The organism is Citrobacter sp. MGH105 (assembly GCF_001037485.2).
GTDB lineage: Bacteria > Pseudomonadota > Gammaproteobacteria > Enterobacterales > Enterobacteriaceae > Citrobacter > Citrobacter portucalensis.
In genome coordinates this window covers 2,422,152-2,435,572 of sequence record NZ_CP073048.1, presented here as the reverse complement: position 1 = coordinate 2,435,572, position 13,421 = coordinate 2,422,152, and the positions used below count along the sequence as shown (strand labels likewise).

The following is a 13,421-nucleotide window of genomic DNA, read 5'->3' as shown; positions in this document are numbered from 1 at the left end:
TTTATATGTACGCTGTATAGGTATGACAAAAAATAATATGCCAGAAACAAAAAGGGCCGCTTACGCGACCCTTTGAGGAGAAATTCAGCCGAAACGCTGTTATTTCTTCCCTTCTACCCATTTACCGTCAACGAAGAACGCGGACCAGCCAGTCGCCTTACCGTCTTTCTCAGCGGCAACGTATTGCTGCTTGGTTTTACGGCTGAAACGAACCATAGACTTGTTACCATCCGGGTCAGTTTGCGGCGCATCTGCCAGATAACGCAGTTTTTCCGGCAGGCGATCGCGGAAGCGGTACAACTCTTCCACCAACGGCGCACGAGTCTCACGTGATTTCGGGAACGTATTGGCCGCCAGGAAGATACCTGCAGCACCATCACGTAACACGAAATACGCGTCAGATTTTTCACACGGCAGTTCCGGTAGCGGAACCGGATCTTCTTTCGGCGGAGCAACTTCACCGTTACGCAGGATCTTACGGGTATTTTTACACTCGTCGTTGGTACACGCCATGTATTTGCCGAAACGTCCCATTTTCAGGTGCATTTCAGAACCACATTTTTCGCACTCTACGATAGGACCGTCATAACCCTTGATACGGAATTCACCCTCTTCGATCTCGTAGCCGTCGCAGGTTGGGTTATTACCACACACATGCAATTTACGCTTAGGATCGATGAGATAACTGTCCATTGCCGTACCGCACTTCTGGCAGCGGCGTTTGGCGCGCAATGCGTTCGTTTCCGCGTCATCGCCTTCCAGCACGTTCAATACTTCGTTTTCCGGCACCAGGTTAATGGTGGTTTTGCAACGCTCTTTCGGGGAAAGTGCGTAGCCGGAGCAACCAAGGAAAACGCCGGTACTGGCGGTACGAATACCCATCTTGCGTCCGCAGGTCGGGCAATCAATGCTGGTCAGCACCATCTGGTTCGGACGCATACCGCCTTCTTCAGGATCTTTCTCGGCTTTATCTAACTGCTGAGTAAAATCAGTGAAGAAGTTGTCGAGTACGCCCTTCCATTCGGCTTCGTGATTCGCCACCTGGTCGAGGCTGTCTTCCATCTGCGCGGTAAAATCGTAGTTCATCAGCTCGCGGAAGTTTTCTTCCAGACGATCGGTGACGATTTCACCCATTTTTTCAGCGTAGAAGCGACGGTTTTCAACGCGAACATAACCGCGATCCTGAATCGTAGAGATGATCGACGCATAGGTGGATGGACGACCAATGCCACGCTTTTCAAGCTCTTTAACCAGCGAAGCTTCACTGAAGCGTGCAGGCGGCTTGGTGAAGTGCTGCGCAGGTGTCAGCTCGATAAGCGTCAAGGTATCGCCTTTGTCCACCGCCGGTAAGATGCGATCTTCATCGCCCTTACGCAGTGCTGGCATCACTTTGGTCCAACCATCGAAACGCAGAATACGACCACGCGCTTTCAGACGGAAATCACCCGCACCCACGGTCAGGGTGGTAGAGTCATATTTCGCTGGCGTCATCTGGCAAGCTACAAACTGGCGCCAGATCAGCTGATACAGTTTTTGCGCATCGGCTTCCATATCTTTCAGCGACTCCGCCAGTACGGCGACATCGGAAGGACGGATAGCTTCGTGTGCTTCCTGCGAGTTCTCTTTACTGGCGTACTGGTTCGCGCTCTCCGGCAAATATTTTTTGCCAAAATTATCACTGATGTAATCGCGAACCATGGTGACAGCATCCTGGCTCAGGTTGGTTGAGTCAGTACGCATGTAAGTGATGTAACCCGCTTCATACAAGCGCTGCGCCATCATCATGGTTTTCTTCACACCAAAGCCCAGACGCGTGCTCGCAGCCTGCTGTAGCGTGGAGGTAATGAACGGTGCGCTCGGCTTGCTGCTTGTCGGTTTATCTTCACGTTCCAGGACGCTATAGCGCGCTTTTTCCAACAGGCTAACAGCGGCAAGCGTTTGTTCCCGATTTACAGGACGGAACGGTTTGTCATTTTGATGCGTCACCTCAAGCGGCAACGCGTCGCCGCCCGGCGTGGTCGTGTTAGCATCAATTTCCCAGAACTCTTCTGGAACAAATGCTTTGATTTCGCGTTCACGCTCAACCACCAGACGCACAGCCACAGACTGTACGCGACCGGCAGACAGACCACGCGCAATTTTTTTCCACAGCAGTGGCGACACCATATAACCCACAACACGGTCCATAAAGCGGCGCGCCTGTTGCGCATTAACACGATCGATGTTCAACTCGCCCGGTTTTTCAAACGCCTGGCGAATAGCATTTTTGGTAATTTCGTTAAACACCACGCGGCTGTAGCGGGTGTCGTCGCCACCGATGACTTCCCGCAGGTGCCATGCAATGGCTTCCCCTTCGCGGTCAAGGTCGGTTGCGAGATAGATGTGGTCGGCTTTTTCAGCCAGTTGCTTCAGTTCAGAAACAACTTTCTCTTTACCAGGCAGCACTTCATAGCGCGCATCCCAGTTGTGCCACGGGTCAACACCCATACGGTTGACGAGAGCGCCACGTTCATCCTTTTTGGGCTTTTTAGCCGTTTTGGTGGAGGTTGAGTCGGCGCTCTTTTTAGTTGCTGAGCCACTGGTCGGCAAATCACGGATATGACCGACGCTGGATTTCACCACGTAGTCATTACCCAGATACTTGTTGATCGTTTTGGCTTTTGCCGGGGACTCAACGATGACAAGAGCTTTACCCATATTCACCTTTACCTAATTTGATTCTTCCAGAATGCGTCGCACGTTGATTCACCTTCCACTGGCGACGAGACATCGATATGGTCTCTGCGTCGGCGGATATCAACCCCTTAAACTGTTTCGCGCTTGTAATGTAACTCTCATGTAACTGAGTTAACAGGCTTTTTTTCTCACAAACGCTCTAGCACGACGAAGTATTGGTCGAATGTCAAGCAAATCTGTTGCCAGATTGACGAAAGCGTCACACTGTACCTGATAAAATGCGTTACGCAACTTTATTAGCATGCAAAAACAAATCTCGCCAGTTGTAACACTGTCGTAAAACCTTCATTTATGTCAGGGAATATTTGCCCATAAGGCGGGCTCAGCGTAGACTAATGTCCTTGTTTAAGGAGTAAATCATGCATAAAGACACTCAACCCATCGATCGCGAAACACTGCTGATTGAAGCCAACAAAATCATTCGTGAGCATGAGGACACGCTGGCGGGGATTGTCGCCACCGGCGTTACGCAGCGAAACGGCGTGCTGGTTTTCAGCGGAGATTACTTTTTAGACGAGCAAGGGCTACCAACGCCCAAAAGTACGGCTGTGTTTAATATGTTTAAACACCTGGCGCACGTACTTTCTGAAAAGTATCACTTGATCGATTAACTCGAGAAATAATTTGCCGGATGGCGGCAACGCCTTATCCAGCCTACATTGATGCCTATTTGTAGGCCGGATAGGATATGTGAGCATCGCTATCCGGCAATGACAATTTTACATCAGTGGCTTCTGCCCCCGCTGCCACCAGCGCATCAGCAAACGATCGGCGCTCTCCGCCGCACTACCGGTAAAACGATCCATCAGCTTTTTACGCTGCAGATAGCGAACGTTCAACACTTCACGACCGTCCATCAGCCCGAGGATCACCTCATCGCTGGTATTGATCTCATCCACCAGCCCATTTGCCAGCGCCTGTTGACCAAACCAGTGTTCACCCGTGGCAACCTGCTCAATGTCCAGAGTCGGGCGCATACGATGGACAAAATCTTTAAACAAATGATGTGTTTCGTTCAGATCTTCACGGAATTTCTGCCGCCCTTCTTCCGTGTTCTCGCCAAGCAACGTCAGCGTACGCTTGTACTGTCCGGCGGTGTGCAGTTCGATATCAATATCTTTCCCTTTCAGGAAGCGGTTAAAGTTCGGGATCTGCGCCACCACGCCAATTGAGCCGACGATAGCAAACGGCGCCGAAACAATTTTATCTGCCACGCAGGCCATCATATATCCGCCGCTCGCAGCGACTTTATCTACCGTGACGGTCAGTGGGATCTGCTTATCGCGCAGGCGTTGTAACTGGGACGCAGCCAGGCCATAACCATGTACCACACCGCCCGGGCTTTCCAGACGAACCACCACCTGATCCTGAGGTTTAACAACCGCCAGCACCGCCGTCACCTCTTCACGTAATGCGCTGACCTCATGGGCATCCATACTGCCTTTAAAATCAAGCACCCATACACGAGGTTTATCTGATGACGTACTGTCACCCAGTTTCGCTTTTGCCTTGGCGGCCTTCGCCTCCAGCTTCTGTTTCTTTTTCTGCGCCTTATGCCAGAATTTTTGCTGATGCCCATCCAATAAGGCCAGCGACAGATCTTCCTTCATCTCTTTATATTGATCGCTGAGGTTAATAACCCGCAATTCCCCACGCTGACGTTTGCGTTGTGTCGCGTTTACGATCAGCATCACCACCACTGCAATAGCCACCACGACAGTGACAATTTTTGCCAAAAACAGCCCATATTCAGACAACAATTCCACAAGACCCACCTTGGTTAAACAACGCGACTTCCGCTCAGTGTACAACAGGTGTGTCACCTCGTCTTGCTTCATACATCCAGTGCTGAATCAGTAAAAAGCATGACAAAGCGTTCATTTTGCGGTGTTATTGCCTTTGGCTGATTGAAAAAGAACAGGGTTTAAGGCATAAAGCCCAAAAGTTATTGCGAACGAGATGGCCAGGGCGTCGCCGAGGAGTAGCCGTGCATTACCAACCTAAACAAGACCTTTTACAGGGCCGCATTATTCTTGTCACCGGTGCCAGCGATGGTATCGGACGCGAAGCCGCGCAGACCTATGCACGCTATGGCGCGACCGTTATCCTGCTTGGGCGTAACGAAGAAAAACTGCGTCAGGTTGCCCGCACTATCGCCGATGAAAACGGAACACAACCACAGTGGTTTACACTGGATTTACTGACCTGTACCTCTGAAGAATGTCACCAGCTTGCGCAACGCATTGCCGCACATTTCCCGCGTCTGGATGGCGTACTGCATAACGCCGGATTACTCGGCGATATTTGCCCAATGAGTGAACAAAACCCGCTGGTCTGGCAGGATGTGATGCAGGTAAATGTGAATGCCACTTTTATGCTGACTCAGGCATTGCTGCCGTTGTTACTCAAATCCGATGCCGGATCGCTGGTCTTTACCTCTTCCAGCGTTGGCCGCCAGGGACGCGCCAATTGGGGTGCATATGCCACCTCAAAATTTGCAACCGAAGGGATGATGCAGGTTCTGGCTGATGAGTATCAAAACCGTCATCTGCGCGTAAACTGTATCAATCCTGGTGGAACACGAACAGGTATGCGAGCCAGTGCATTCCCCACGGAAGATCCACAAAAATTGAAAACTCCCGCCGATATTATGCCGCTCTACCTGTGGCTGATGGGCGATGACAGCCGCCGTAAAACCGGTATGACTTTTGACGCCCAGCCGGGCCGTAAACCAGGAATTGCCCAATGAGTGAAGAACGCTATCAGCAACGTCAACAGCGCGTAAAAGATCGGGTTGACGCACGCGTTGCCGCCGCTACGGACGAGCGCGGGATCATCATCGTATTCACCGGAAATGGTAAGGGTAAAACCACCGCCGCATTCGGTACCGCCACGCGCGCGGTGGGCCACGGTAAAAAAGTCGGCGTCGTACAATTTATTAAAGGTACGTGGCCAAACGGAGAACGTAACTTACTTGAACCCCACGGCGTAGAGTTTCAGGTTATGGCAACAGGATTTACCTGGGAAACGCAAAACCGTGAGTCCGACACCGCGGCCTGTATGGCCGTGTGGGAACACGGTAAGCGGATGCTGGCCGACGATAAACTGGATATGGTGGTGCTGGACGAGCTGACCTATATGGTGGCATACGACTATCTGCCGCTTGAAGAGGTCATCACTGCCCTAAACGCGCGCCCTGCCCATCAAACGGTGATTATCACCGGCCGTGGATGTCATCGCGATATTCTGGAGTTAGCGGATACGGTCAGCGAGTTGCGCCCGGTCAAGCATGCGTTTGAAGCGGGCGTGAAGGCCCAGATAGGGATTGATTACTGACAGTTGGCCGGATAAGGCGCTTGCGCCGCATCCGGCTCCACGCTAAGGCCTGATGGCGCTTTGCTTATCAGGCCTGGTCATAATTAACCGTTGTTGCTACGACCACCCGGACGACGGCTGCTACCGACCTGTGAATGGCGCTTCACCGCACGACGGATCTGATTTGCCTTCATGCGACGACGATCTTTCTCGACGGCAACTTTAGATGTCGTTTCCGGCTTCAGTTCCACCAGTTCACGCAGATAGTTGGTCTGCGCGAGGTCAAGCTCGGTCCAGCCACCACGCGGCAGGCCTTTCGGCAGCGGGATATCACCGTAACGAACACGAATAAGACGGCTTACCTGTACACCTACAGCTTCCCACAGGCGACGGACTTCACGGTTACGCCCTTCGGTCAGCGTGACGTTATACCACTGGTTGATCCCTTCACCACCGCTGAACTTGATCGTTTTAAATGCCGCCGGACCATCTTCCAGCTGTACGCCACGACTCAGATCGCGCAGTTTTGCATCATCAACCTGACCAAACACACGTACCGCATATTCACGTTCAACTTCACGGCTTGGGTGCATCAGACGGTTAGCCAGTTCACCATCGGTGGTAAACAGCAGTAAACCGCAGGTATTCACGTCCAGACGCCCTACGGCAATCCAGCGAGCATCACGCAGTTTTGGCAAACGATCGAACACGGTCGGACGACCTTCCGGGTCGTTGCGGGTACACAGTTCACCTTCTGGTTTGTAATAGGCCAGAACGCGGCAGATTTGCTCTGCAGACTCTTTAACCGAAATCAGATGACCGTCGATACGGATTTTCAGACCCGGAGTGACTTCAACGCGATCGCCGAGCGTGGCAATTTTGCCATCAACGCTCACGCGACCTGCGGCAATAATAGATTCGATTTCACGGCGAGAACCGTGGCCAGCGCGCGCCAGCACTTTTTGTAACTTTTCGCTCATAGAGCTTCCTTTAGATGTCGCCTTCACAGGCGTCGAACAGGAGAATCAACGGCGCCAGTCAGCGCCATTTTAAGGCCGCGTAGTATAGCGGTTCGCGCCCTTATAAGAAAGGTTTAACGTCGCCGACGCCTTCACGCAACACCACCGGGGAATCGTCGGTTAAATCGATGACTGTGGTCGGCTGCTGACCGAGATAGCCACCGTGAATAATCAAATCCACCAGTTTTTCCAGACGGTCTTTAATCTCTTCCGGGTCTGACTCAGTAAATTCACTGCCCGGCAGCATCAGCGATGTAGAGAGCATCGGCTCGCCCAGTGCTTCCAGCAGCGCTAGCGCAATCGGATTCGATGGCACACGCAGGCCGATGGTCTTACGTTTTTCCTGCAACAAACGGCGCGGAACTTCTTTCGTCCCTTTCAGGATGAAGGTGTAGTTACCCGGCGTGTTGTTTTTAATTAAACGGAATGCCACGTTGTCGACAAAAGAATAGGTCGACAGTTCGGACAGGTCACGACACATCAGCGTAAAGTTGTGCCCGTCCGGCAGATGACGGATGCGGCAAATGCGCTCCATGGCGCCTTTATCTTCAATTTTGCAGCCCAACGCATAGCCGGAATCGGTTGGATAGACGATCACCCCACCTTTACGCACGATTTCAACGGCCTGATTGATCAGTCGCTGCTGCGGGTTTTCGGGATGAATATAAAAAAACTGACTCATACTTTCCTCTCTGTGATCTCGGGCTGCTCCCAAAGTTGCCAGACGCCTTCTACGCCTGCGGGCAACCAAAGTTTACGACCCAACTCAATCCATGGGCAGGGTAGATGAAAATCAGACCCTTGCGATGCCCACAGTTGATGCGAACGCGCAAGCGTCGCCAGATGGGTGCGTTCATTGGGCGACTGCTGGCACTGTGCTACTTCCATCGCGTCGCCGCGATGTTCAGCAAAATGCGCAACCAGTCTTTTCAGCCACTTAGCGCTAAGATCGTACCGCCCAGGATGAGCCAGAACAGCCTTACCGCCAGAATGATGAATGACATCAATAGCTTGTTCTATTGTACACCACTGTGGCGGAACGTAACCGGTTTTCCCACGGGCAAGATATTTTTTAAAGACATCCGCCATGGTTGTGGCTTTTCCGCATTCCATCAGGAAACGCGCAAAATGGCCCCGCGTAACCGCCCCGCCATCAGCCAGGCGTAACGCCCCTTCCCACGCGCCGGGGATATGCGCTTTGTCGAGTCGTTCGGCAATCAGGCGCGCACGCTGCTGACGACGTTCCGTTTGTTGCGCCAGAAACTCACACATCATGGGATGGGCGATATCAATGTTCAGACCCACTATATGGATCTCATGGTTTTCCCAGACCGTTGATATCTCTACGCCAGGGATCAAATTTAAGGCTAAACCTGAACGTGAAATTTCTTCTCTTGCCGCCGCAATGCCGGCCGTGGTGTCATGATCGGTGATCGCCAGTGTACCGACTCGCATCTCTACCGCACGGTGTACTAAGGCTTCTGGCGTTAACCGCCCATCGGAGGCTGTAGTATGACTGTGCAGGTCATAAATCACTGCGTAATTCGTGTCGCTCAAGGCGGCTCCCGTTTCAATAAATGTCGTATCACGCCCATCATAGCGGTTTCGACAAATATACTGAAATCAGGTGTTGACTTTATTCCATCGAACTAGTTAACTAGTACGCAAGTTCACATGAAGAAGGTATCTGAGATGAAAGCAACATTTGTTCTGCACGGTTGGTGGCGCACTTCCTGATTTCGGGCAGTGTCTTACGTCTGCAATATGCAACCAGATACCCGGCCCGCCAAATGAGCGGGCTTTTTTTTGAACAAAATTAATGAGAATAACGATGCAAACTCAAAAACCGACACTCGAACTGCTTGCCTGCGATGCCGCCTACCGTGAGAATCCGACGGCGCTGTTTCATCAGGTGTGTGGCGCACGTCCAGCAACACTGCTGCTGGAATCTGCAGACATCGACAGCAAAGACGATCTGAAGAGCCTGCTGCTGGTTGACAGCGCATTACGCATTACCGCTCTCGGTGACACTGTCACTATTCAGGCATTGTCCGCAAACGGCGCATCGCTGCTGCCCCTGCTGGATGCTGCCCTGCCCGCTGGCGTTGAGAACGAACAACAGCCGAATGGTCGTCATCTGCGATTCCCTGCCGTCAGCCCACTGCTCGATGAAGACGCCCGCTTATGCTCCCTGTCCGTATTTGATGCATTCCGTTTATTGCAGGAGCTGGTGAATGTTCCTGTGCAAGAACGTGAAGCGATGTTCTTCGGCGGTCTTTTTTCCTACGACCTGGTTGCCGGTTTTGAAGATTTACCTCAGCTTGAAGCGGGCAACCGTTGCCCTGACTACTGCTTCTATCTGGCAGAAACGCTGATGGTTATCGACCACCAGAAAAAAAGCACGCGTATTCAGTCCAGTATTTTTACCCCCAATGATGCGGAAAAACAGCGTCTTAACGCTCGGCTGGCGCAGTTGAGCCAGCAGCTTACCGAGCCTGCGCCGCCGTTGCCGGTCACTGAAGTCCCGCAGATGCGCTGCGAGTGTAATCAGAGCGATGAAGAGTTTGGCGCCGTAGTTCGTGGCATGCAAAAAGCGATTCGCGCAGGCGAAATTTTCCAGGTGGTGCCATCCCGCCGTTTCTCGCTGCCCTGCCCATCTCCTCTGGCGGCCTACTATGTGCTGAAGAAAAGTAACCCCAGCCCATACATGTTTTTCATGCAGGACAACGATTTCACGCTGTTTGGCGCCTCCCCGGAAAGCTCGCTGAAATATGATGCCACCAGCCGCCAGATAGAGATCTACCCGATTGCTGGTACTCGCCCGCGCGGTCGTCGTGCGGACGGTTCGCTTGATCGCGATCTCGACAGCCGTATCGAGCTGGAGATGCGTACCGACCATAAAGAGCTTTCTGAGCACCTGATGCTGGTTGACCTTGCGCGTAACGACCTGGCGCGCATCTGTACGCCTGGCAGCCGCTATGTTGCTGACCTCACAAAAGTCGATCGTTACTCCTTCGTTATGCACCTGGTTTCGCGCGTGGTCGGCGAATTGCGTAGCGATCTGGATGTTCTGCATGCTTACCGCGCCTGTATGAATATGGGCACGTTAAGCGGAGCGCCAAAAGTTCGCGCCATGCAGCTTATCGCCGAGGCAGAGGGTCGTCGCCGTGGCAGCTACGGCGGTGCGGTAGGTTACTTCACGGCGCATGGCGATCTGGATACCTGTATTGTCATTCGCTCCGCCCTCGTGGAAGACGGTATTGCCACCGTACAAGCAGGTGCCGGGATTGTTCTGGATTCTGTACCGCAGTCTGAAGCCGATGAAACCCGTAATAAAGCGCGTGCGGTTCTGCGTGCTATCGCTACCGCGCACCACGCACAGGAGACCTTCTAATGGCTGACATTCTGCTGCTTGATAACATCGATTCTTTTACCTACAACCTGGCGGATCAGCTGCGTACTAATGGTCACAACGTGGTGATTTACCGCAACCATATTCCGGCCCAGACGTTGATTGACCGCTTAGCAACCATGAAAAATCCGGTGCTGATGCTTTCTCCAGGACCAGGTGCGCCAAGCGAAGCAGGTTGCATGCCGGAGCTGTTAACCCGTTTACGCGGCAAGCTGCCAATCATCGGTATTTGTCTGGGACACCAGGCCATTGTTGAAGCCTATGGTGGATATGTGGGCCAGGCCGGAGAGATCCTGCACGGCAAAGCGTCCAGCATTGAACACGACGGTCAGGCGATGTTTGCTGGTCTGGCGAATCCGCTGCCGGTGGCACGCTATCATTCGCTGGTTGGCAGCAACGTACCTGCTGGATTGACCATTAACGCCCACTTTAACGGCATGGTGATGGCGGTGCGTCACGATACCGATCGCGTCTGCGGCTTCCAGTTCCATCCGGAATCAATTCTGACCACCCAAGGCGCGCGTTTGCTGGAACAAACGCTGGCATGGGCGCAACAGAAGCTTGAACAAACTAATACGCTGCAACCCATTCTGGAGAAACTGTATCAGGCCCAGACGCTGTCCCAGCAGGAAAGCCACCAGCTGTTTTCCGCAGTCGTTCGCGGTGAACTGAAGCCGGAACAACTGGCTGCGGCGCTGGTGAGCATGAAAATTCGTGGCGAACACCCGAATGAAATTGCCGGTGCAGCAACCGCGCTGCTGGAAAATGCCGCGCCGTTCCCGCGTCCTGATTATCTGTTCGCCGATATTGTCGGTACCGGCGGCGACGGCAGCAACAGTATCAATATTTCTACCGCCAGCGCCTTTGTTGCGGCAGCTTGCGGACTGAAAGTTGCCAAACATGGCAACCGCAGCGTCTCCAGCAAGTCTGGCTCTTCGGATCTGTTAGCGGCATTTGGCATCAATCTGGATATGAACGCTGATAAATCCCGTGAGGCGCTAGACGACCTCGGGGTGTGCTTCCTGTTTGCGCCGAAATATCACACCGGTTTTCGCCATGCCATGCCGGTACGCCAGCAGTTGAAAACCCGCACGCTGTTTAACGTGCTCGGCCCGTTGATTAACCCGGCGCATCCGCCGCTGGCGTTGATCGGCGTTTACAGCCCGGAACTGGTGCTACCGATTGCTGAAACGCTGCGTGTGCTGGGATATCAACGAGCAGCCGTGGTGCACAGTGGTGGCATGGACGAAGTTTCGCTGCATGCGCCGACCATTGTGGCAGAGCTGCAGGATGGGGAAATCAAGAGTTATCAACTGACGGCAGAAGACTTTGGTTTGACGCCTTACCACCAGGAACAGCTGGCTGGCGGCACGCCGGAAGAAAACCGTGACATTCTTAGTCGCTTGTTACAAGGTAAAGGTGAAGCCGCTCATGAAGCTGCTGTTGCCGCGAATGTCGCCATGTTAATGCGCCTGCACGGTGAAGAAGATTTAAAAGCCAATGCGCAAACCGTGATTAATGTACTGCGTAGCGGTGCGGCCTATGACCGCGTCACTGCACTGGCAGCAAGAGGGTAAATGATGCAAACCGTTTTAGCGAAAATTGTCGCAGACAAGGCGATTTGGGTAGAAGCCCGCAAACAGCAACAACCGCTGGCCAGCTTTCAAAATGATGTTCAGCCTGGCTCACGTGATTTCTACGATGCGCTGCAAGGTGCACGCACCGCCTTTATTCTGGAATGCAAAAAAGCATCTCCATCAAAAGGCGTGATCCGTGATGACTTCGATCCGGCACAGATTGCGAGCATCTATAAACATTATGCTTCCGCGATCTCCGTACTGACCGATGAGAAGTATTTCCAGGGGAGCTTTGATTTCCTGCCTATCGTCAGCCGCATCGCACCGCAGCCGATTCTGTGCAAGGACTTTATTATCGATCCTTACCAGATTTACCTGGCGCGTTTCTACCAGGCGGACGCCTGTTTGCTGATGCTGTCGGTGCTCGATGATGAGCAATATCGTCAACTCGCCGCCGTCGCCCACAGCCTGAAAATGGGCGTACTGACCGAAGTCAGTAACGAAGAAGAGCTGGAGCGTGCTATCGCACTGGGCGCCAAAGTCGTTGGTATCAACAACCGTGATTTACGCGACCTGTCGATTGATCTGAATCGCACTCGTCAACTGGCACCGCGTCTGGGTCACGGTGTGACCGTCATCAGCGAGTCCGGCATCAATACTTACGGTCAGGTGCGCGAGCTCAGCCACTTCGCCAACGGTTTTCTGATTGGCTCTGCGCTGATGTCGCATGACGATCTGCATACCGCCGTGCGTCGCGTACTGCTCGGCGAGAATAAAGTCTGCGGTTTAACCCGGGCTCAGGATGCAAATGCGGCATACGAAGCAGGCGCCATTTACGGCGGCTTGATTTTTGTCCCCACATCACCGCGCGCGGTCAACGTTGCACAGGCGCGAGAGGTCATGACCGGCGCGCCGCTGCAATACGTCGGGGTGTTTCGCAACTCAGATATTGCCGACGTGAGCGCAACAGCGGCGGAGCTGGGACTAACTGCCGTGCAACTGCACGGTAACGAAGACCAGTCCTATGTTGACGCCCTGCGCGACTTACTGCCCGCACAGGTGCAAATCTGGAAGGCACTCAGCGTCAGCGAGACGTTGCCAGCCCGTGATTATCAGCATGTCGATAAATACGTCTTCGACAACGGCCAGGGCGGCAGCGGTCAACGCTTCGACTGGTCACTTTTAGGCGGACAATCGCTGAATAACGTTTTACTGGCTGGCGGACTCGGCGCAGATAACTGCGTTGACGCGGCAAAAACCGGCTGTGCCGGTCTCGATTTCAATTCTGGCGTAGAGTCACAGCCGGGCATCAAAGATGCACGTCTTCTGGCTTCGGTCTTTCAGACGCTGCGCGCATATTAA

At 53.1% G+C, this 13,421-nt stretch carries 12 protein-coding genes and 1 other annotated feature; of the genes, 7 read left to right on the top strand and 5 right to left on the bottom strand.

The annotated features are described in order from the left end of the window. Positions 1–99: 99 nt before the first annotated feature. A complete protein-coding gene (gene topA, locus SK35_RS11660) occupies positions 100–2,697 on the bottom strand; it encodes a type I DNA topoisomerase (RefSeq protein ID WP_003833325.1) in 2,598 nt (865 codons plus the stop codon). Between the two features lie 398 nt (positions 2,698–3,095). Between topA and SK35_RS11655 the strand changes: the two genes are divergently transcribed. Then, positions 3,096–3,347: a YciN family protein gene (locus SK35_RS11655; protein ID WP_003020616.1), complete on the top strand. Its 252-nt coding sequence runs from the start codon at positions 3,096–3,098 to the stop codon at positions 3,345–3,347. A 108-nt stretch (positions 3,348–3,455) separates the two neighbouring features. Here the strand turns inward: SK35_RS11655 and sohB are convergent, their stop codons facing one another. Continuing rightward, positions 3,456–4,502 carry a protease SohB gene (gene sohB / locus SK35_RS11650; protein ID WP_048216263.1) on the bottom strand — a complete coding sequence of 349 codons (1,047 nt, stop codon included), beginning with the start codon at positions 4,500–4,502 and terminating at the stop codon, positions 3,456–3,458. A gap of 221 nt (positions 4,503–4,723) precedes the next feature. On the opposite strand from sohB, the gene SK35_RS11645 reads away from it, so the two are divergent. Then, positions 4,724–5,485, top strand: a complete 762-nt coding sequence (locus SK35_RS11645; protein ID WP_048216262.1) for a YciK family oxidoreductase — start codon at positions 4,724–4,726, stop codon at positions 5,483–5,485. Then, positions 5,482–6,072, top strand: coding sequence for a cob(I)yrinic acid a,c-diamide adenosyltransferase (gene cobO, locus SK35_RS11640; protein ID WP_032943609.1), 591 nt, complete (start codon positions 5,482–5,484; stop codon positions 6,070–6,072). The genes SK35_RS11645 and cobO overlap by 4 nt, the downstream gene beginning before the upstream one ends. Positions 6,073–6,155: 83 nt before the next feature. Here cobO and rluB read toward each other — a convergent pair whose 3' ends face one another. The 3 genes from rluB to rnm all read right to left on the bottom strand — a co-directional run bounded on the left by rluB (position 6,156) and on the right by rnm (position 8,627). After that, entirely contained in the window at positions 6,156–7,031 is an 876-nt protein-coding gene (gene rluB, locus SK35_RS11635; protein WP_003020625.1) for a 23S rRNA pseudouridine(2605) synthase RluB, read from the bottom strand. A gap of 100 nt (positions 7,032–7,131) precedes the next feature. Beyond that, positions 7,132–7,752 (bottom strand): L-threonylcarbamoyladenylate synthase, encoded by a 621-nt coding sequence (locus SK35_RS11630; protein ID WP_003833336.1) that lies wholly within the window; start codon positions 7,750–7,752, stop codon positions 7,132–7,134. Then, complete coding sequence (gene rnm / locus SK35_RS11625; RefSeq protein WP_008784938.1) at positions 7,749–8,627, bottom strand: RNase RNM; 879 nt, start codon at positions 8,625–8,627, stop codon at positions 7,749–7,751. Before rnm ends, SK35_RS11630 begins: the two co-directional genes overlap by 4 nt. A gap of 135 nt (positions 8,628–8,762) precedes the next feature. Here rnm and trpL point away from each other — a divergent pair, with 135 nt between their 5' ends. The 4 genes from trpL to trpCF all read left to right on the top strand — a co-directional run bounded on the left by trpL (position 8,763) and on the right by trpCF (position 13,421). After that, a complete protein-coding gene (trpL, locus tag SK35_RS11620; protein ID WP_012905981.1) occupies positions 8,763–8,807 on the top strand; it encodes a trp operon leader peptide in 45 nt (14 codons plus the stop codon). Continuing rightward, positions 8,784–8,878 (top strand) — a sequence feature (Trp leader region). Its footprint overlaps the gene before it by 24 nt. Before the next feature lie 23 nt (positions 8,879–8,901). Then, positions 8,902–10,464 carry an anthranilate synthase component I gene (gene trpE / locus SK35_RS11615; protein ID WP_048216261.1) on the top strand — a complete coding sequence of 521 codons (1,563 nt, stop codon included), beginning with the start codon at positions 8,902–8,904 and terminating at the stop codon, positions 10,462–10,464. After that, a complete protein-coding gene (trpD, locus tag SK35_RS11610; RefSeq protein ID WP_048216260.1) occupies positions 10,464–12,059 on the top strand; it encodes a bifunctional anthranilate synthase glutamate amidotransferase component TrpG/anthranilate phosphoribosyltransferase TrpD in 1,596 nt (531 codons plus the stop codon). Before trpE ends, trpD begins: the two co-directional genes overlap by 1 nt. A gap of 3 nt (positions 12,060–12,062) precedes the next feature. Next, positions 12,063–13,421 (top strand): bifunctional indole-3-glycerol-phosphate synthase TrpC/phosphoribosylanthranilate isomerase TrpF, encoded by a 1,359-nt coding sequence (gene trpCF, locus SK35_RS11605; RefSeq protein WP_048216434.1) that lies wholly within the window; start codon positions 12,063–12,065, stop codon positions 13,419–13,421.